The sequence below is a fragment of the Salmonella sp. SJTUF15591 genome, assembly GCF_043356435.1.
Lineage (GTDB): Bacteria > Pseudomonadota > Gammaproteobacteria > Enterobacterales > Enterobacteriaceae > Salmonella > Salmonella enterica.
The window spans coordinates 19,421-39,533 of record NZ_JBEUJO010000004.1 but is presented as its reverse complement, the minus strand read 5'-3'; the positions used below and the strand labels follow the sequence as shown (position 1 = coordinate 39,533).

The window sequence follows — 20,113 nt, the reverse complement described above, 5'->3', positions numbered from 1 at the left end:
GGGTTATTTGTCCTGCGGCATCCCAAAACGAAAATGCAACAATGTCCCCCGCATCGTTTTACGATCTTCCTCTGCCAGCGCCTGCGTTGAGGAATAGGTCAGCGTCAGCACCTGACGACCGTTAAGTATCACCAGCAGTAGCTGTTGTATCGTTATTCCGTTGTTGTTCCAGCTAAACTCCCAGTATTCCGCCGGACGCTCTTCCACATGGCAGGATTCTTCCACCGTGAATGTCATCGCCTTCAGCTCAGTACGGAATTTCTTCTTCTGTACCGCCAGATAATCACTGAACTCCGCCCCTTCCGGCAGAATTTCACGCGTGACCACCAGGTTTGCGCCTGCAATGTCGCTCAGCACCGGTGTCAAAATGTTCATCGTGTTATCCTGCCAGTTTCCGGGCAGGGAAAAATGTCCTTCATTAATAAGGTATTGCATGGAGATAAATCCTATTGAATGCTGTTATTTTTACTGTGGATTGAGTGCCAGATGGGTGGGGCCGTTCAATGTGATAGTGCCGTCTGAATTCATGGTGAGTGAGCTTTTACCTACGGTTAGCGTAATCTGTGTTTTTGCCGTCAGATGAATAGCCCCGGAAATGGATGTAATAGAGATATCTTTTTCAACCGTTTCAGTACTGGTGCCAGTTTTTACCGTTACCTCCCGTATCCCTTTCTCCACAGTCAGGAGCTGATCCCCTTCCGTCACCTTGACATTGCGGTTTCCCTTAATCGTCTCAGTATGCTTACCAAAAACCTCTTCCGTGCGATCAATATGCACTTTTGTAATTTCGTTATGGATAATGGTCTTTGTCCGGTCGGCATTTACCGTATGTGTTTCATTATTCTTCACCGTGGTGTTGAGATCTTTTTCCGCGTGGAACTTCACTTCCTCCGCGCCGGTTTTGTCATCGAAGCGCAGCATGTTGCCGTTCGTTGGCCCGCCATACAGTGAGTGGCTGAAGATCCCGCTCTGCGACGCCATTCCCGGCAGTCCCCACGGCGGCATGGTGTCCTGGTTGTAGGTACGCCCCACGATGATCGGCAGATCCGGATCGCCGTTTTTGAAATCCACCAGCACTTCCTGGCCGATACGCGGGATCTGGATCATCCCGAAGCCTTTGCCCGCCCACGGGTAGCTGACGCGTATCCAGCAGGAGCTGTTTTCATCCATTTTGCCGTAGCGATCCCAGCCAAACTGTACCTTTACCCGCCCGTACTGATCCGTCCAGATTTCCTGGCCCGCCGGGCCGGTGACGATGGCACTCTGCGGCCCTTTGGTGTGGGGTTTGCTCACCGTCCGCTGCGGGCGGAACACCTCGCGGGTGGGGTGCAGTTCAAAACGGGTGGAAAAGGTAAAGTGCTGGTCCTGCCCGCTGTGCTGCGCGTTGTCCTGCACAAACAGCAAGGTCTGCATCAGCAGATATTCCTGATTGACTTCGGCGGTGGGATAGTTTTCCAGCGTGAAGGTATAACCGGTCATGAGTGTGCGGATATTCCCTCCCCCCAGCACCCGGCTGCCGGGGCTGCGCTGCGCTTCCATACGAATGCGCGTCAGCATCTCGCCTTCACTCTTGTCGAAGTAGTCTCCCGGCCACTCATAATGCTCGTAGGTGGCATGACCGGTTTCACGCGGGTTTGCCACCGTGTTTGCCAGCAATGAACGTGGCTTCGTAAAATCGAAATCATCCAGCACCCACTGGCCAGTCCGCAGGCTCTCGTTTGCCGTGATAGTGTGGATAAACTCCTTATCCAGCTTCAGCCCTTCCTGGTGCCACTCGACCAGCGGCGAGTCCGGACATGCTTTGTGGGCGCTGATGGCATCCGCCAGCACCAGCGTGTGGCTGTCCTCGCTGTGTTCAAACCACCAGTAGATGCCCCACTCCTGCATCAGTCGCTGAAGAAAATCAAAATCAGTTTCACCGTACTGTACCTGCCAGGTGCGTACCGGGTAGCTTTCCACCAGCCGCTTTTCCACCGGGTAGGGGTATTCCGCCAGAACCTCATCCAGAATATCCACCACAGTTTTATTCTGGAATGCTTTGTAGTCGCTGGTATGGGTCAGCAGTTTTACCCACGGCTCCATACGCAGCTCATAGGTAACCGAACGCCCTTCATGACCGACTACCCGCGCCGCCGTGACCAGCCCGCTGATATGCCGTTTACCGCCACCATCCAGTTCGATGTTGACGCACAGATCTTTACCCACCATCGGTTTGAGCGGCAGGTTGGCCGCCGGGGAGACATAGCCCAAATTCAGGGTGTCGGGCGTTTTTAGCTGTACCACATAGCTGAACAGTTCACTTAATGTTTCGCCGCCGTCCAGGCTGGCGAACAGTAATGCGCCCGGCGGTACGGCGCTGCCGCTGACCGTCACATTATGCGCCCCCGGCCCGCCTGCAACTGCGGAGACGATGGCCGATACCGCATCCTGCGCCATACCTGCGGCGGCGGCGGCCTGCGCCGCTGCCACCGCGGCTTTCACCAGCCCTGATGGCTCCGGCAATGCGCCAAATAGCGATCCCGCAGCCTGTTCCACAGCGGCTTCCGCCGCATCTGCCACGCTTCCGGCGACTGAATCTGCGGTGACACCGCCACTTTCTCCGGTTATCGGCGGCGTGGTTGTCGTCAGCCCTCCCATACCGGATTTATTATTTGTGGATACAAAACTCATGGTAGTGACTCCTTTAATACCGGATTAAAATAAATAGACTCACCGTCAGGAAACAGTGCCCCGCACTTTATAATGCAACCAGCCTGTTATATTTAAATATTTACCAGAAGAACAGGGTATATTGCTGACAAGAGCCATGAAAATAAAAACACAAAAATTAGCACATAACATAAATACTGAATTACATAAATAAGGAAATGAATATAACAATATTATGATTTTATTTTTATTACGCTTACCAGATTCACATTGCATTTTATAGAAATTTGATTAATAACCAGCACACCGCCAGTCATATACTTTATCATCGTGCTCATTACTTATCTGGCCACCATTGTAATGATTGTCAACCACAGCACGTCCAGACACGATAATTTCATCCGGTTTTAACGGTATTATTGTTTTGTTCCACCATTCGTTTGCTGACCAGAAACATACTTAACATTAACCGTAAATGTCTTTTCACCATTTTCTTTTTCCGTCTCCTGTTTCAGAATACGGAAAAACACCGGTTCCACTTCAATACAACCATGACTGTAACCTTTGGTGGAATCATGGATATAAAAACCACCCCGCTTGCCCCCACAGGCTTTTCGGGTCTTCTCATCCGCTGATTCCAGCCGGATACGGTTATATCCCCAGTTCGCCCAGTATATCTCACATGTTCCGGCAGCCTGGCCTCGCGGAATGGTACTCCAGCCCCATGATGGTCCCAGATCACAATCCGCAGCATTTCTTATCGGTGCCTCCCCCTGAAACTGAATAAACAATTTATAATTCCCTTCCGGTATCGCCGCATCCGGCACACACTGTTTATCTGGCCACTGTAAATCCGGTAACCCCGTGGTCGCCTTAAATATCCCGATACCAGGCCATGTCAGCTTTTGCCCGTCAAAAGTCAGTCTTACTGCCATCATCTTCTCCCTGACTATTCTGTGTATTACAGCGGTGGTGTACAACGTATCATTAGCGCCAGCTTCTGATCCCGTACAGACTGGTTATCCACCGATAATACAAAGCTGAAAGGATAACGTCCCTGCATCTTCGCCAGTGAGATATTCCCCTCCTGAAGGGAATATGCACTTCCGCGTCCGTAACCCTCAACATCCTGCGCCAGTAAGCTGGTATAGCTGATTAATGCTGAGAAACAGCCACATTCACCGGTACTTTTTTTCAGTGTGACCGTTGTTTTCAGAATGGTAAGGTTATCCATTTCCTGACGATGAACGGGATGGATATCCACACACTCCGCCAGCGGGTTATCAATGTTTACATCTGTTCCGCCCCAGGCAAATACGGGCAGGAACATTCCTGCACAGGCAGACATAAACAGAACCTCTACAGCGTACTTTTTCACAGCATCTGACCTCTATTTTCTTCATCCACCAGTCGCAGCGCATCCACATACCGCCCTTCACTGTTCTGCTGCCAGAACCAGCCTTGCCCTGGCAGGTAACGTATGCCCGGTAGATCCAACTATCCCACTATTCATCTGTACAGCCCAGCCCCCGGCGCTGTACCACTTCACTGGCAAATGTCGCGCCAGTTTTTTTCATTATTTCTTGTTGTATTTTTTGTAGCGCCGGAAATGATATTCTCTCACATGAATATTCTTCCCAGATATCTCCTGTTTTCGGACTGACGGAGAATAATCCCCAGATATCCGTAGCACCGGCAGAAGGAGAGTCATAGCCCACACCAAAGCTATAATATCCAGAATGAAATGGTTTACCCTGATCATTTTTTAAGGCCTCGTCCATAAAAACGCCAGGCAATGTAATATTATATTTTTTATTTTTTAATGATAAAACCAATAATGCCTGAGCCTGTGTCTCGGTAAGCCCTTCCTGATTTAATTTAGTCAAATCAAACACCGGGATATTTGATACAAGGACCTGGGCATAACTGCTCACGGATAAAATAGTAAACAAAAGCAATGACACTATTTTACTGAACATGCCATTCTCCGCTTAACCATACCAATCATAGCCACCAGTTCACTGGCGTATCCGGTATGCCCTCCATTACTACTTTTACCTGAATTAAATCGTGACTCAATCAATGCTTGTGCAAATTGTTTAGGGTCCTTTATCTTTCTGACTGCACTACCAAACCTGATGGCGAATGATTTCGCGCAATTTAAAAAAGACGTATAGGTGGCAACCCACACGTCGTGACTTCCCTGAGGATGAACTTTACTCAACTGCAATGGTGCCGGACCATGCATTGAAAAAAATTATTATATTCAGTTGCAATCCTTCCCTGCCCATAACGACTTTCCTTTGCTGCAACCGCCAGTATAAATTCCACTGGCACTTCAAGTTGATTAGCGATTATCTCACAATCACTCTTATATTTTTGAATAAACCTTACCGCCTCTGTGTTATTACACGCTTTATCATAATTACCCATTTCTTCATTCCTTAGCAGGTGTTTTTAAACCCACCATGTTCATTATTTCTCCGCCAGTCGCAGTGCATCCACATACCGCCCTTCACTGTTCTGCTGCCAGAACCAGCCTTGCCCCGGTGTTGCCTGCCCCAGCGTCTTACCCGGCCAGCCCGGCCACGGCAGATAACGCACGCCCGGCAGTTCTACTACCGGTGCTTCACCCGGCAGCCCGGTCAGTTCCCGGCTGCGCTGCGATGTTCGTCGTAACCCGCGCAGCCACTGCGCCCACCACGGCCCCGGCTGCCACATCGCCCATAGCTGGTCCACCTGCTCGGTCAGCCGCCCGCGCCGCATCGTGTCCGGCGTGATATGCTGCGCCGCCAGCCTCGCCAGCCAGTACAGCCAGCCCTGCGTCTCCTGCAAACTCTCGTCCAGCCACTCCCGACCGCAGCGCTGGTAAATCACCAGCGGCCACGGGCGTCCCACGCTATCCCGTGACGCCATCAGCACTCCGGTCAGCCAGTCAGTCGTCCCACCCATCGGCAAAAATCCCGGCGACATCACAAAGCTCCACGGCAGCGGATGGTGTTCCGGCGCGGGCATATCATGTTCGCCACGCGGCGACAGGTGCATCCAGCCGTCACGCTCTTCATCGGTCGTCTGGCCTTCCGGCAACACGATATGCCGCCCGCTGCCCACCCATGTCTGGCGGTTCAGCCAATCCTGCCATATTCGTCCCTCTTCAGCGCCCACCCGCCAGCGCACATAGTCGCGCTGGTCCGGCAGCCTGCCGAACATCGCCGGGGCTGATACCACCGCTGGCCGGCGCATTACAACGCCCTCGCCGGACAACTGAAGTTCTGCAACAGCTCCCGGCTGACCGGGTTAAAATCCCGCCCGGCGGTGATTTCCAGCACCACCCGGCGACCGTCAAAATCATATTCCACCAGTTGACGCCCCCGCACCGCCGTTTCCTGTACCATTCCGGCGTCCAGCAGATGAAACAGCGCCCACGGCCCGCCGGTCAGTAGCGTTGAGGTGTCCTGGCGAATACGCGGGCTGGCGGTGATTTCCGCCATCGAGCCGTTGCGCGGTCCCGGCCACGTCACTTTCAGGGGCCGGTCCGGACCATGGGCGTAGCGCAGCACCTGGCCGTCGATATCAATCACCAGTTCCGTGATGGCCGGGTCCATATCCACCACGCTAATCTGCATCGACCAGGAAAATTTTTTCCCGCCCTCGCTGTTAAAAAACACGCTGCGGATCTGCTTCGCCTGCTGAAACGGCGTCAGATCCGGCCCCTGCAATGTCATGTTGCCTTCGGTTGGTTTGTAGCGCCACGGGTCGCTGGCGGTGTCCGCCAGCGGAGCCAGTTGTTTGCTCCAGAAAGCATCCAGTACGCCGCCGCTGGCGAAGATGCGGTTAAAGTCCTCGGCGCTGACCTCCTGCGGACTGTCGGCGAACGGATAGCGCCCGTCGATGGCGTCACGGCAGTCGTCGCCCATCATCGCCTCCATCTGGGTGTTCAGCACGTCGCCGGTCCCGGCGTTGATTTTGCGCGTTCCCTGCTTCGTCAGATCCAGCAGGATGTTTTTCAGCGGCGCAGGCAGTTTCGCCGCCTCCAGTTGCAACTTGTCTGCGGCAGTAATGCGCGCTGGCAACGTCCCCGCCGCCAGCGCGCTATCAGCAATGGTCAGTTGGGTGTAATACTCGTTGAGCATGGTCAGCAGCGAAGCGATCTGCATCGTCCCACCGCCGCTCTGTCCGCCGTCCGTTCGCCCGGCAATGACCTCGCGCAGCGCGGCGAAACGGTCATCCACCAGCGTTTTTTCCAGCCGTTCTTCCGGGTGAATATCCTGGAACAGTTTTGCCGTCTGTACCACTTTCCCCGCGTTACCGGATGCGCGCTGCGCCAGTTGTTTCTGTCTGGCCTGCGGGTCCGGCGGCGGCACCAGCGTGGTCTGCTCCACCACCGCTTTTCCCAGCCGCATCAGCGGTGAGTCCGGCGACGCCAGGGTGCGCAGCACCTGTAAATCATAGGCCAGGCCGGAACTGCCCTCTTCCCCGGCACTGTTGATACTATGGATACTGTCCAGAAAATCCTGCCAGCGGCGGGCATATTCCGTCAGGTACAAACGGCGGACTTCGCGGGCGACAGACTGCTCCTGCCCCGGTATCTGGCTGCGCAGGCTGTCAGTCAGCTTTTTTGGCGTACTCTCCCGGCCCATCACCCAGCCATCGTTCGCCGTCGCCGCCGCCACAAATTCCGGTAATCGTTTGTCGAACAGCTCCCGGTAACCTTCACGGGTAAAAATACCCGGCACGCCCCGATCCAGCGGCGCGCCGTTGCTACGCACAAACACCGTTCCCGCATCCGCGCCGACGGCGCGTACCAGCGTGAACTCCTGCGGCGCTTCGCTCTCCATCGCCGCCAGCGCCCGCGCATAGATACGCTCGGTACTGGTGTGACCGTCGAGGAATGCCCGCGCCTGGCGGATCAGCGCCTCATCTTTCTCATACGGTGAATGCACCACCCGGCTGCCGTCAAACAGCGCTTCGATATGCGTCAGCACGGCGGCGCGCCCGCCGAACCCGGCCACGCTGTCGCTGTTCCCCAGATCGTTAATCACCCACGACTGGATCTCCGCCGCGTTGTATTTATCTTCGTGATCTTTATCCAGATTCAGTAGCAGATAGATGCGCAGGGCATCGTAGGCCGCTTTACTGTCCTGACGGGCAATGGCGTCCGCCAGCACATACTCCATCCGTTTCACCAGCGGCGGCAGCAGCAGTTGATCCAGCAGGCGGTTGTACAGCGACGCCACGCTGTCGGTTACCGGCGGTACGCTGTACAGGCCGTAGCGCCAGGTCAGCGGCGGCGCGTCCGGGTCCAGTTCCGGCCAGGCGGACAGTTCCCTTGCGCTGTCCAGCAGTGCCGGGACGGGAGCCATCGCCGGTTTACCGGTGTAGGCTTTCACCTCGCCGTCCAGCCGGGTCGCGCGGGCGCTGATTTCATTCAGATAGTCGCCGTTGGTCTGCTGGCTGGTCTGCATCCCCTGCCACAACAGGAATGCCAGCACCAGTACCAGCAGGTGCCCGCCGAGGCGCAGCAGGCGGTCACGCCAGGCCCACTGGAGGTTTGGCTCCACCAGGTGCGCTTCACGGAAAATAAACTGTGTCAGCAGGTCATGCAGAAAGTAGCTGCGGTTGCCGTCCGGCAGAGCGTGCGGGAGAGAGGCGGAGGATTCGCCACGGGCGGTTTTTATCGCCCGGACAAAGCGCTGCCAGATACTCAACTGGTCGGCCACGGCGTCGGCCTGCGCCTGCGCGGCACTGGTGAAAAACACCCCGCGCAGCGTGTTATTCAGTTGCGTGGCATCGAATTTTGAATCGAGGAAGATCTGTTCAATAGCCTCCAGCAACGGCTCGCCGAGGGCGGCGAACTCACGCGGGAAGGTATACAGCCGCTGGCGGCTTTTAAGGTCGTACTCTTCCTGTAACCGGGTATCCAGTCCCTGATCCAGCCGCAGCGTCAGGCGCGCCAGCTCCTGCGCGCAGGCGGCGTGCAGCGCCTGCGGGTCGCCCGCTTTTCGCCTGCGGCTGTACGGCAACGTGAAGCCCCAGATTTGTGCGCGAAGATGGCTGGTCAGCGTGCGAAAATACTCGCTGAACCCCGGCAACAAATCCATTTTGGTGACCACCAGATAGACCGGAAAGCGAATCCCCAGGGTCTCGCGCAGTTCTGCCAGTCGCGCCCGCAGAGCGGCGCAGGCCGCCAGGCGTTCCGCCGGTGACTGTGCGGTTAAATCCGCCACGTTTAGCGTCAGGATCACGCCGTTAAGCGGCGCGCCGGGGCGATGTTTACGCAGCAGACCGAGAAAGCCCTGCCACTCTCCGGCGTTACGCTGCGCGGCGCTCGCTTCACCACCGTCATCGTGGCGGGCGTAGCGTCCGGCGGTATCAATCAACACCGCTTCATTGGTAAACCACCAGTCGCAGTGTAGCGTGCCGCCACCCGGCACTGTCAGGATACGCGAGGTCTGCTCCATTTGCTCCGCCAGCGGGAACTGCAATCCGGTGTTCAGCAGGGCCGTGGTTTTGCCGTCGCCGGGACTGCCGACCACCATGAACCACGGCAGCTCATACAGAAAGCGTTTACCCTCGAAGATTTTACGCCAGCCAGGCATATCCACCCGCAACTGCCGCAGCTGCCGGATGGCCTGCGTGACAATATGGTTGACGGTGCGCAGGTCGGCTTTGATCTCGCCTGCCACCGGTACCTCTTCCCCGCGCGGATGCAGGAAGCGACGCAGCAGTTGTTCATCCATACGCAGCGCACGCCACAGCCGGTACAGGCCGTACAGCGCGTACATCAGCAGGATGAAACCAATTAATGTCAGGCGGACCCACAGCGGCGCAAACGGATGGACATCGCCCAGGGCCAGCAGCGGTGTGACGAAGCCAATCGCCAGGCACAGGACACTGATGCCGATGATACTCATCGACCAGTTGACCAGCCACAGTACCAGCAGCATCAGTAACAGGGCAATGGTCACTACCCGGCTACCCACGGAGGCCAGCGGGCGCAGGGTATCAAATGACACCAGCGGCCCGACAAACCAGACCAGCAGCGCCAGAACCAGAACGCCCACAACCGCCAGCGCGCGCCGGGAAAAAAGCAGACTAAGAAATTTTTGCATTATATTTCGACTCGCCACCCAATAATCAATATTTTAAAATTCCCTGGATAAAGTAATATAACCATTAAATCTTACAGAACACTCATCAGCATTCATGAAGCTGGATGCAATGAAAATATCTTTTTCTTTATCTTTGTTAATATAGGTATATTTTGCCACGATAGATTTAACCTGATTTTCATAATAACTATCGAAATAGGATTTTTTATCTAATATTGCCACTTTATTTTTGGCCTTATCTTTTTCATAATCCATCCTGGCCAGAGATTCTGCATAGACCTTAGATACAGGCGAGATATCAAGAATCTCTACCTTTGTTTTATCCTTTATAATAGTAGCGACATCTATATTCAGGTCATTTTTTATGGCATCAAATAATGATGACTCCATTGATGCTCCAACCGTAGCACACCCATAATCGTGCGCATAAGAAATGGCAGGAACACCCACCAACAGACAGACCATTATCTTAAACATATCAATCCCTTACTACCAAGACTTTACCACCAAGACTTTATCTGAACTGGCAGCGATAACATTATCACAGGGTATACCTGTCACATTTCAGGCTACATGTGCGCTGGCTTTACTCTCTTACCCCAGTCACGAACCAATGTATGCTCCCGGGGATTTATTTCCTTGCCGCCTTGATGCAACTTGAATGATTTTATATCTTACAGGGGTACTCTATTAATTTATTTATGATAAGTTCAGCCGCGCGAGAATTCAGTTCCTCATTGGTTTTATTTTTAAGAGAAACATAGACTAATTCATTTAATGTTAGCGTCTTAAATAAAGCGTATCCACACCACAGTTTGTTCTCTGTCGCATCCTCCACGCCGAGCAGATAGACACCCGCCCTGAGTTTATCCCGTTGATTACCAGACACCCAAAATTTAAAAAAGCCATTACCTGAAAGATTAAGCGCATCCGGAGTCAGGGATAAAATGGGAGATGACCGGGAAGCAATTTTTATGGAGGAGTCTGTCCTCTGACAGGGAAAATTTTTAACTAATGCTTCCTCTATTAGTATTGAAGCCCTTACATCAGGCTTTTTCACTGCGTGCTGTTCAAACCAGGTCAGCACAGTATGGTTTATTGTTATACTGTCAACCTGACCATATCCACACCAGGCTTTACTTTCTGTAGCATCCGCCACCCCCAGCATATACATCAGAGCATTGTCTTTTTTCTGTACGTTGTCAGTGGCATAAAATTTCAGGAAATCCCGAGTACTGAGGTTGACATTATCGGGGGAAATGAATCCTGCGTTAATCGGGGATCCGGCAAAAGCGCCACCGGATAACAGGCAACATAAGATGATCAAAAAAAACACGAACAGATCGTGTTATGTGATATGTCGCTGAGATCCGATAATAATCCCCCGTCACGCCACATACTGCCGAATGATGAGACACATCATAGGTTGATTTTTTCATCATTCATTCACTCCACTACCAGAATTTCCACCCGACGGTTTTTCGCCCGCCCGGCTTTACTGCCGTTATCCGCCACCGGCACCGTATCGCCCTTGCCGACGATATGTACCCGTCCGGCAGGTACGCCGCCGGAGGTCAGTAACGCCGCAACTTCCGCCGCCCGTTTTTCCGATAGCACCAGGTTGGATGGGAATTCAGCCGAATGAATGGGCTGGCTGTCAGTGTGACCCGTTACAGTGACTGCGCCGCCCACGCGGGCGATTTCCCGCGCCGCTTTGTTAATCACTGGCCGGATTGCGTCACTCACCGTTTTCTGTCCCGGTACAAACATGGCGTCGCCACGGAAGACCACCCTACTGTGCTGGTCATCTTCGTCCACGGTCAGCAGGCCACGGGCGATTTCGTTTGCCAGCAGGATTTTCAGCCGCAGCTTATGAACCGGCACGGGCGGCGGCGGCAGTTTTATACCAATCGCATCAATATGCTGTTGTACGGTGACGGTCTGCACATCCATCCGGTGGCTGTAAAGGCCAAACAGCGTCAGCATCGCCAACAGAGCAATCCCGGCGCTCAGCCAGACCGGCACCCGGCGCATCCGCCGCAGTCGTCCGCTTATCGCCCCCTGAAAGTCAGGCGAGAGCGCGGGCATAACCGGATCGCGACGCTGTGAAAGCTGTGTCAGCAGTTGCTGGCGAATATTGTCCAGTTGCTTACGCCCGTCTGGCTGCACGCTGTAGCGGCCTTCAAATCCCAACCCCAGCAGGTGGTAGATAACCTCCAGTACGTTGCCATGCTCCTGGAAGCTGGCCGCCAGACGCCCGATGATCTGGAAAAGTTTTATCCCGCCTTCGCTTTCACCATGAAATGTTACCAGCAGGCTTTTTCCGGCCCAGATGCCGCGCCGTCCCCAGGTTGTGTTATTGGCGGCTTCATCAAGCGCCGTACACAGGCAGTAACGTACCGCCAGTACGTGCTCGCGCCGCAGGTTCGCCTGATCGCATAATGTCTGGTACAGATGCATCTCGCGTACCAGCAGATTACGGTAAGGCTCTACCAGGGCCGCATCCAGCTTAGCGGGCATGGCTGCGAGAGCGCACAATAAAGGCCGGGCAGCGGCGAGCAACGGGTTAGCCGCCGCGCTTATTTCAGCCAGCCGAAGTTTGCTGTCCGGACCGTCTTCAACGATGACATTGAGTTCCGTGCGCTGGCTGGTGTGTACCGGCGTTTCATATTCACTGTCCTTATGCTCCGGCGTGGTGGACAAAAAGGACATCATGTCCGCCGCTGGCGGCGTCAGGGTACTGTCTGTCATTTATCGCGCACTCCCCACAGTTCTGTCTCCAGCCCCGGAAATTCCCCGGCGGTATGCATGGCCATCCCGCCGTAACGGGCAATGTGTTCCCACAATGCTCCCTCGCGGCGGATGTCGTAATAGATGTATCCGGCCTGAAACGGGATTTGGCGCGGTGGTACAGGCAGAACCTGCAAAGCCAGCCCCGGCAGATGCGAGCGGATCAGTTCCGGCAGGCGATCGGATGGCCCGATTTTAGTCTGGGCGGCAAAATGTTGCAGTAGCACATCGGTCGGCATTGAAGCCTTTATCGCCAGTACCAGCGTGCTGAAATCGGCAAGATCGGAAGGAGCCACCACCGCATTCAGGATGCCGTAAGTCCCCTCTTTCAGTTCGATGCGCTGCGCGCCCCGGATCAGTACCGCATTCAGCAGGAACTGCACCTCATCAACCAGCGATTTCAACCCGGCATAGGGCGTCAGGTGTTTGTACTCTTTGTATTCAGCGGGCCGTCGCGTTTGTGGACGCACATAGGTGGAGAGTTCCCCGGCCAGTTCGGACAGGTAGCGATACAACACTTCCGGGGCCAGCGGCATTTTCGCCAGGTGGGTCAACAGCGGCTCAAAGCGATTGAGAATTTGCAACAGCAGGTAATCGGAGACCTCTGCTGCTTCATGGCCGTGGTTGTCGCTGCCTGTCAGCCGTTCCGCCAGCGAATCGGCCCGCATCCGGATGAGATCGTTGATCCACGACAGCCAGGTACACATCAGTGAACTGGCCTGATAATTAATGATGGGCGGGATCAGGTCGTGGTCGATATCTATCCGCCCGTCAGGGTTCAACCCGGTGATGCGGGTCAACGGCAGGCCAATCCAGGCGCCCGTCACCGCCTTTTCCGGTAGCAGCCGCAGGCGCAGATGACTGAGTTGTAATAACTGCGCGCCACGTCCCAGCGAGTTGGCGTCGCGGATGTCGTGTTCATGTACCGAGAAACGCGCCAGTGATTCCGGGTTATTGTCAAACGTAGTTTCTTCGCTGTTCGGCGCGCGTACCGGTACCGCCAGACAAATCTGCTGGTTCAGGTGCTCCGGCAGGATGGTCAGCGGCGGCGGCAGCGGGGTGTGGTCCGGTGCGTTAAACGGCGTGCCGTCAGGAAAAATCCCTGATGCCTCTTTCAGTATCAGTTTACCGATGTTCAGCGCTTCGCCATCAATATTGTAGTGGCTGAATCCCCAGAAAAAGGGGGTCAGCGGCAGGCTGCGGTAATGCATGACGTGTTCCAGATAACGCTCTTGCTGCTGAAACATCTGCGGCAGTAAAAATTGTCCTTCACTCCAGACTACGCGGTCATTCCAGCTCATAATTCATTTATCCCGTTCCGTAATTACAATGGCGCTTTGTTCCAGTTCCGCCTCCAACTGCACTTTTCCTTTCCCCGGTACGAAGTTGCTGTACCAGGCTTTTTCCGGGGCTTCCGGGATTTTGTAGGTTACCCGCCAGACCGATTTGGCCAGGTTACGGTATCCGGCCAGTACGCCGATTGCCGTGGTCTGCGCATTCAGCGGGCGACGCAGTTTTTTCTCTTCGCCGGGACGCAAAATAAAGCTGTCGCGACGCACTAAATCGTCGGTAAGGACGGATTTGTCGTTGTCATGGAGCGACCAGTAATCAGCTGTCGTGAAAGCGGCGTCATTTTTTAGTTCATAAACACGTATCTCAATGGGCGCGGCCTTCTTCTGATTGTCAGGATTCACCTTATCAGAGGCTTTCACGCTCAGGTCGAGTCGCTGTGATTCGAGGTCAGGTAACGCATCGCTACTGCCGCATCCGGAAAGCAGGAGCAGTGCAAAAGGCATAGCTACCGCACATAACCGCCGAGTGGGGTTACGCCATTTATTCACTGTAAATTCCTTTAAAATCAAAACAATAAATCCGGCCAGATATAAATCTGGCCGGAAAAACAACCGTTAAATTTCTTTGTTGGCCTTGAAGTCGTAGCCTGCGGTGATGGTGCCGCCGCTGCCGCCCTGCTGGTTCTGCACCACGTATTCCTGCTTCACGGTGCTGAAAGAGAGTTCAATTGATTCGCGAGACGCAATTTCCCCTCCCTGGCTTCCGCTGGGCGATACCATTGCAATAATCAGATCTGTGAAAGTGTACTTGAGGTACTCCAGCGGATTGCCGCCAGCCTTACGCATAACCAGAATGGCCTGCGGAATGTGCTTACCGGAAGAGCAGTATTTGAACAGGTTCGGGCTGGCGCGATCGATGTAATGTTCAAATGAAAGATTAGTGACGGAGACCTTACCGGAACCGAGACCGCTACCGGCGTGCATGGTGGATTCCTGATGAATATTCCAGCGCCAGCTCAGTACTTCAATTTCATTTTTGTGTTTGTCATCCATTGACTCGCCGTCAATGCCGTCAATTTTCAGAAAAATGTCATAAGACATATCTACTATCCTTTTAACTACCTAAATTAAGCCCTGATTTATCTGCTTTATTAGGTGAACAGATTAACTATTCCTGTACAGCTCTTTCTTACCCATAAATTCATCAGAGCAAGAGAACGTATGCTTTTAATATCTTTGAATTTTACTTCTCGACACGCCTTTTAATTAATTCATTTAATTCCCTGTCATGGATAAAATCTATGCACTTCATGGTATTAAAATCTGATGATATCGAACCGTTATATTTCAACCCTGAATATTTTTTCGCAATCTCATCAATTTCATGGTAAATCTCCACAGATTGTTTACCATATTCAAGGTAAGCACTGGCCGTAGCTCTGGCATCGTTTTTAACGACATCATCTTTGTATACTAATGCCAGACAATGACTCAGCGCCCAATTTTTTAAGAGTTCCGACTGTGAATATTGTGTGGTCAATGCTTCTTGTGCAAAGGATGGCTGCCATACCAGCATTCCACTTATGCTGAAAGTAACTAATATTAACCATTTCACGGCAGTATCCACAGAGTCCCAACTTCAGGAACAAATGGTCCATTATCTGGGTCATTTAATAAGTGGCACTGATCTGAACAGATACTGCCACTCCATAATGTAACGTGTCCTCTGGCATTGCTCCAGCCATGCCCTTTTACTACGATAATTCCTTTCTTCCCTATAAAGTCACTCTGTTTCGGATTATTAACAATAAGATCAGGCTTGCCCATAGTATGAGTAAGATAATCAATCATATCATTCACGCGATAAATATAGAATTTATTATCGGCACCACTAACCTTTGCATACGGAGAGTTACGGGCTATTGGGAATCCTGTCGCATTCAAAACATAGCTCATTCGAATAGGGCAGGCATTTTGAAAATAACCACCAGTTATATTTTTCCCAACGTTTCCACCAATAATGCTACCCACATCAGCGACGAAATGATTCACCTTCCTAAAAGCTAACCACGCTTCATTGAATGAAGGTCTGTTCATTTTGCTTACCCTCTAAAAATTCTGTGTAGATCATTAATTCTCAACACGTATCTTCATGGACGCCGCTTTCTTCTGATTGTCAGAATTCACCTTGTAAAATGCTTTCACGCTCAAGCCAGGCCGCTGCGATTAGGGGTCAGGTAGCGAATCGCTACTGCCGCATCCGGAAAGCAGGAGCAGTGCAAAAGGCATAGCTACCGCACATAACCACCGAGTGGGGTTACGCCATTCATTCACTGTAAATTCCTTTAAAATCAAAATAATAAATCCGGCCAGATATAAATCTGGCCGGAAAAACAGCCGTTAAATTTCTTTGTTCGCCTTGAAGTCATAGCCTGCGGTGATGGTGCCGCCGCTGCCGCCCTGCTGGTTCTGCACCACGTATTCCTGCTTCACGGTGCTGAAGGAGAGCTCCACCGTTTCACGGGAGGCGATTTCACCATCGTGGCTGCCGCTCGGGGAAACCACGGCGACAATCAGGTCGGTGAAGGTATACTTGAGGTACTCCAGCGGATTGCCGCCAGCCTTACGCATAACCAGAATGGCCTGCGGAATGTGCTTGCCGGAGGCGCAGTATTTGAACAGGTTCGGGCTGGCGCGATCGATATAGTGATCAAAATCCAGGTTGGTGACGGAGACCTTACCGGAGCCGAGGCCGCTACCGGCGTGCATGGTGGATTCCTGATGGATATTCCAGCGCCAGCTCAGTACTTCAATTTCATTTTTGTGTTTGTCATCCATCGACTCACCGTCGATGCCGTCAATTTTCAGAAAAATGTCATAAGCCATTTTTATATCCTTATTAAGTTTTACTTAAAATAAACCTGATTTTATCTATATCTTTTTGTTTATAGATAAATCATTGCCGTACAGAATCCTTCTCCAATAACTTCAGGAGAACAGAAGACTGTATATTTTTCCGGTACCGATAATGTATTTAGTTATTTTATGAATTTGCATTGTTTAATGCATATAAATAATGCTTCATAACTTCCGATAATAAAAACCATAACCTGTACTGAAATTTTCACGTCTCAAATCGCTAATTACAGATAAAAGATACAGACTGGTCTTCTGGCGATCCCTCAAAATTACGAGTCTTACAGCGAGTAGAAGAAGCAGGTATTGGTTGCGTCAACCATATCTGTTCATGACCATAAATACACGAAACCCAATAGCGATCGGTTTCTTTATCGCTAACACGTTCTGTTTCCCATACAGACCAATTTTCACCGTTTACTTTTTTAGTCTCTGGTTTGAGATCCATCAGGTTTTCAGGTTTACCCTGCGTTACCCCAATACTACTTAACCATAAACGCGACATATATCGGGGAGAAAGCTGCCACGGCGCTGGGACATCAGACTTCAGGCTCACAGCAGAAGACTGAGTATCAATAACAGCCGGACAACTGACTTCCCAGGCTACAGCATATTGTGAAAAGAGCAGAACAATACCAGGTAACAGATGAAAAGTTGGGCTTATGGTCATAATATGTATTTCCTACTCAATGATATAAAAAGCTTCGGCATTGTTACTGGCATTCGGATATGTGTCATCATTACGTACCCCACCTTTACGAGAAAGTGGGCGAGACGAAATTCTTTTCTTCATATCCCTCTTTATATTCTCTATCTTCTCTGTCTTCACTCGCTTAAACATTCATAAAATATATATCAGGCATTGCCCTGCTTCACTGACGGCAGTTTTGTCACCAGGCGCAGCGATCCCGTCAGCCCTTCAAGCTGGAAATGCGGACGCAGGAAGAATTTCGCGTCGTAATAACCTGGATTGCCTTCCACCTCTTCCACCACTACTTCAGCGGCAGCCAGCGGACGACGGGCTTTAGTTTCTTGCGAGGAGTTCACCGGATCGGCGTCGACGTAATTCATAATCCATTCATTTAGCCAGCGCTGCATATCCTCACGCTCTTTAAAGGAACCGATTTTGTCGCGGACGATACATTTGAGGAAGTGAGCGAAGCGCGAGCAGGCGAACAGGTACGGTAGACGGGCGGACAGGTTGGCGTTGGCCGTCGCGTCCGGATCGTAGTATTCCTGTGGTTTTTGCAGCGACTGTGCGCCGATAAAGGCGGCATAGTCTGAGTTTTTACGGTGGATCAACGGGATAAAACCGTTTTTCGCCAGTTCAGCCTCGCGGCGGTCAGAGATGGCGATTTCGGTCGGGCATTTCATGTCCACGCCGCCATCGTCAGTCGGGAAGGTATGGCAGGGAAGATTTTCCACCGCACCGCCTGATTCCACACCGCGAATCAACGTACACCAGCCGTAGTGTTTGAAAGAACGGTTGATGTTTACGCCCATCGCGTAGGCCGCGTTGCTCCAGACGTATTTGGTATGGTCAGAACCATCCGCATCTTCTTCAAAATCAAACTCGTCTACCGGGTTAGTTTTTGCGCCATACGGCAGGCGGGCAAGAAAACGCGGCATCGTCAGGCCAATATAACGGGAGTCTTCGCTGGCCCGCAGGGAGTTCCACGGCGCATATTCCAGGTTCTGAGTGACGATTTTAGTCAGGTCGCGGGGATTCGCCAGCTCCTGCCAGGAGTCCATTTGCAGTACCGAGGGGGAAGCCCCGGCAATAAACGGCGCATGGGCCGACGCGGCGACTTTGGCGATAGAGCCGAGCAGATCCACATCGGGCGGTGTATGGTCGAAGTAGTAATCCGCAATGATACAGCCATAAGGTTCGCCGCCTAACTGGCCGTATTCGGCTTCATACAGTTTCTTGAACATCGGGCTTTGATCCCAGGCGATGCCCTTGTAACGCTTCATGTTGCGCCGCAATTCATCTTTTGACAGATTCATGAAGCGAATTTTCAGCTTTTCGTCGGTCTCGGTGTTGTAAACCAGATGCTCCATACCGCGCCACGAGGATTCCAGCTTCTGCCAGTCGGGATGTTGCAGGATCAGTTTGATCTGTTCGGTCAGTTTAAAGTCGATCTGCGCAATAATAGCGCTGATGCTTTTATAGGCGTCATCGCTGACGGTGATCGTGTTCGCCAGCGCCTGTTGCGCCAGCGTCTGCACCGCGGCTTCCACGGCTTTTGCCGCCTGGGTAGTCTTGGGTCGGAAGGCCTGATTCAGCAACGCATCAAATTCACCGGATGCGGAGACGGTATCCTGAGCAACCGCGTCGGTTGCCTGCATATTACTGTTTGCCATGAAAATTCCTTAAAAATTCGACATTATTCCGCTGATTCATTATCCGCTGACACACCTTGCTGGGTAGCGGCCGATTTCGGCGCATTCGCCAGCGTTTTCAGCAGAGTCGGGTCCTGCAACAGTTTATTGACCAGATTTTCCGCCCCGGCCTTGCCATCCATGTAGGTCTGGAGGTTCGCCAGTTGGGTGCGGGCTTCCAGTAACTGGTTCAGGGCGTCCACCTTGCGGGCAATCTGTGCCGGCGAAAAGTCGTCCATATTTTCCAGCGTGATATCGACCATCAACTGACCTCCACCCGTCAGCGTATTCGGCACAGCGAACGCCACGCGCGGCGCAATGGCTTTCATGCGCTCATTGAAGTTATCAATATCAATATCGAGGAATTTACGATCCGTCACCGGCGGCAGTTCTTCACGCGGTTTCCCGGCCAGATCGGCCAGCACCGCCATCACGAACGGCAGCTCGATTTTTTTCTCAGAGCCGTAAATCTCTACGTCATATTCAATCTGCACGCGCGGCGCGCGGTTGCGCGCGATGAATTTCTGCGCGCTATTGTTGATAGCCATAATCCTTCATTTCCTTTTTAGTCAACTGGTTGCCGCCAAGGGAGCGGTATACCGGTACAGTTTTTAAAAATCATACTCAGAGAGTTTTTTTATAATCTCTTTGTTTTCTTTGTACTTTTCCCGTAACCCAGGAAGTGCTTTTTTCGCCGGAGGGCACCAGGTATTAATGCCCTTTTCTATGTCTTTTTTATCCTCTTCCGGTAAAGAACTGTCCCATTCGCCGGCCAGATGCTGGCACATCTCTGCATTGCTCAGAAAATGCTGCACATCCTGTGGTAAAGGCGGTTCGCCATGAACACTGAAAGCGAACATCATTAGCAAAGGAGTCAATAACGCCAGGTAACGTAATGTCATATTTAATGCCCATCAATTGACCAGTGGGGTTTATCTGTATTTCCGCCGACAAACTTAGTCACGCCATAAA

The 20,113-nt window shown here is 52.4% G+C and carries 20 protein-coding genes and 4 pseudogenes; all 24 read right to left on the bottom strand.

Annotation, left to right across the window (positions count from 1 at the left end):
- Nucleotides 1–3: 3 nt before the first annotated feature.
- Nucleotides 4–435, bottom strand: coding sequence for a DcrB-related protein (locus ABVM99_RS10280; protein WP_001199685.1), 432 nt, complete (start codon nucleotides 433–435; stop codon nucleotides 4–6).
- Nucleotides 436–465: 30 nt separating this feature from the next.
- Nucleotides 466–2,670: a type VI secretion system Vgr family protein gene (locus ABVM99_RS10275; protein ID WP_023195628.1), complete on the bottom strand. Its 2,205-nt coding sequence runs from the start codon at nucleotides 2,668–2,670 to the stop codon at nucleotides 466–468.
- A gap of 395 nt (nucleotides 2,671–3,065) precedes the next feature.
- A complete protein-coding gene (locus ABVM99_RS10270; RefSeq protein WP_000968384.1) occupies nucleotides 3,066–3,587 on the bottom strand; it encodes a DUF2778 domain-containing protein in 522 nt (173 codons plus the stop codon).
- 23 nt (nucleotides 3,588–3,610) lie between these two features.
- The gene (locus ABVM99_RS10265; protein ID WP_000759645.1) at nucleotides 3,611–4,027 is read right to left on the bottom strand and encodes a DUF2195 family protein; all 417 of its coding nucleotides are present in this window, start codon (nucleotides 4,025–4,027) and stop codon (nucleotides 3,611–3,613) included.
- Nucleotides 4,024–4,146: pseudogene (locus ABVM99_RS10260) on the bottom strand (cytoplasmic protein); the annotation flags it as partial. The gene ABVM99_RS10265 and the pseudogene ABVM99_RS10260, both read right to left, overlap by 4 nt.
- Nucleotides 4,147–4,154: 8 nt before the next feature.
- A complete protein-coding gene (locus ABVM99_RS10255) occupies nucleotides 4,155–4,628 on the bottom strand; it encodes a hypothetical protein (protein ID WP_000491748.1) in 474 nt (157 codons plus the stop codon).
- Nucleotides 4,613–5,082: pseudogene (locus ABVM99_RS10250) on the bottom strand (glucosaminidase domain-containing protein). The gene ABVM99_RS10255 and the pseudogene ABVM99_RS10250 overlap by 16 nt, the downstream one beginning before the upstream one ends.
- Nucleotides 5,083–5,124: 42 nt before the next feature.
- Nucleotides 5,125–5,892, bottom strand: a complete 768-nt coding sequence (locus tag ABVM99_RS10245) for a TagF domain-containing protein (RefSeq protein WP_023195626.1) — start codon at nucleotides 5,890–5,892, stop codon at nucleotides 5,125–5,127.
- Nucleotides 5,892–9,761 carry a type VI secretion system membrane subunit TssM gene (gene tssM / locus ABVM99_RS10240; RefSeq protein WP_052938261.1) on the bottom strand — a complete coding sequence of 1,290 codons (3,870 nt, stop codon included), beginning with the start codon at nucleotides 9,759–9,761 and terminating at the stop codon, nucleotides 5,892–5,894. The genes ABVM99_RS10245 and tssM overlap by 1 nt, the downstream gene beginning before the upstream one ends.
- 33 nt (nucleotides 9,762–9,794) lie before the next feature.
- The gene (locus ABVM99_RS10235) at nucleotides 9,795–10,226 is read right to left on the bottom strand and encodes a Shiga toxin A subunit (protein WP_000227044.1); all 432 of its coding nucleotides are present in this window, start codon (nucleotides 10,224–10,226) and stop codon (nucleotides 9,795–9,797) included.
- Between the two features lie 202 nt (nucleotides 10,227–10,428).
- A pseudogene (locus ABVM99_RS10230) lies at nucleotides 10,429–11,203 on the bottom strand (Rap1a/Tai family immunity protein).
- A gap of 4 nt (nucleotides 11,204–11,207) precedes the next feature.
- Nucleotides 11,208–12,512, bottom strand: coding sequence for a type VI secretion system protein TssL, long form (gene tssL, locus ABVM99_RS10225; RefSeq protein ID WP_000132479.1), 1,305 nt, complete (start codon nucleotides 12,510–12,512; stop codon nucleotides 11,208–11,210).
- Nucleotides 12,509–13,852 (bottom strand): type VI secretion system baseplate subunit TssK, encoded by a 1,344-nt coding sequence (gene tssK, locus ABVM99_RS10220; RefSeq protein WP_023195623.1) that lies wholly within the window; start codon nucleotides 13,850–13,852, stop codon nucleotides 12,509–12,511. Before tssK ends, tssL begins: the two co-directional genes overlap by 4 nt.
- 3 nt (nucleotides 13,853–13,855) lie before the next feature.
- Nucleotides 13,856–14,392: a type VI secretion system lipoprotein TssJ gene (tssJ, locus tag ABVM99_RS10215; protein ID WP_001045935.1), complete on the bottom strand. Its 537-nt coding sequence runs from the start codon at nucleotides 14,390–14,392 to the stop codon at nucleotides 13,856–13,858.
- A gap of 66 nt (nucleotides 14,393–14,458) precedes the next feature.
- The gene (locus ABVM99_RS10210) at nucleotides 14,459–14,944 is read right to left on the bottom strand and encodes an Hcp family type VI secretion system effector (RefSeq protein ID WP_000119443.1); all 486 of its coding nucleotides are present in this window, start codon (nucleotides 14,942–14,944) and stop codon (nucleotides 14,459–14,461) included.
- A gap of 142 nt (nucleotides 14,945–15,086) precedes the next feature.
- Nucleotides 15,087–15,470, bottom strand: coding sequence for a type VI secretion system amidase immunity protein Tai4 (locus ABVM99_RS10205; protein ID WP_000379146.1), 384 nt, complete (start codon nucleotides 15,468–15,470; stop codon nucleotides 15,087–15,089).
- Nucleotides 15,455–15,940, bottom strand: coding sequence for a type VI secretion system amidase effector protein Tae4 (locus ABVM99_RS10200; RefSeq protein ID WP_023195622.1), 486 nt, complete (start codon nucleotides 15,938–15,940; stop codon nucleotides 15,455–15,457). The genes ABVM99_RS10205 and ABVM99_RS10200 overlap by 16 nt, the downstream gene beginning before the upstream one ends.
- A gap of 42 nt (nucleotides 15,941–15,982) precedes the next feature.
- Nucleotides 15,983–16,177 (bottom strand): annotated as a pseudogene (locus ABVM99_RS10195) (type VI secretion system lipoprotein TssJ); the annotation flags it as partial.
- A gap of 66 nt (nucleotides 16,178–16,243) precedes the next feature.
- Entirely contained in the window at nucleotides 16,244–16,729 is a 486-nt protein-coding gene (locus tag ABVM99_RS10190; RefSeq protein ID WP_000312802.1) for an Hcp family type VI secretion system effector, read from the bottom strand.
- 253 nt (nucleotides 16,730–16,982) lie between these two features.
- Complete coding sequence (locus ABVM99_RS10185; RefSeq protein ID WP_001662106.1) at nucleotides 16,983–17,429, bottom strand: STY0301 family protein; 447 nt, start codon at nucleotides 17,427–17,429, stop codon at nucleotides 16,983–16,985.
- A 12-nt stretch (nucleotides 17,430–17,441) separates the two neighbouring features.
- The gene (locus ABVM99_RS10180) at nucleotides 17,442–17,600 is read right to left on the bottom strand and encodes a BPSL0067 family protein (RefSeq protein ID WP_223228256.1); all 159 of its coding nucleotides are present in this window, start codon (nucleotides 17,598–17,600) and stop codon (nucleotides 17,442–17,444) included.
- A 14-nt stretch (nucleotides 17,601–17,614) separates the two neighbouring features.
- On the bottom strand, nucleotides 17,615–19,123 hold the full coding sequence (tssC, locus tag ABVM99_RS10175; protein WP_000013884.1) for a type VI secretion system contractile sheath large subunit: 1,509 nt from the start codon (nucleotides 19,121–19,123) through the stop codon (nucleotides 17,615–17,617).
- 23 nt (nucleotides 19,124–19,146) lie between these two features.
- Nucleotides 19,147–19,689 carry a type VI secretion system contractile sheath small subunit gene (tssB, locus tag ABVM99_RS10170; RefSeq protein ID WP_023195620.1) on the bottom strand — a complete coding sequence of 181 codons (543 nt, stop codon included), beginning with the start codon at nucleotides 19,687–19,689 and terminating at the stop codon, nucleotides 19,147–19,149.
- Nucleotides 19,690–19,752: 63 nt separating this feature from the next.
- On the bottom strand, nucleotides 19,753–20,043 hold the full coding sequence (locus ABVM99_RS10165; protein ID WP_023195619.1) for a hypothetical protein: 291 nt from the start codon (nucleotides 20,041–20,043) through the stop codon (nucleotides 19,753–19,755).
- Nucleotides 20,044–20,113: the final 70 nt, after the last annotated feature.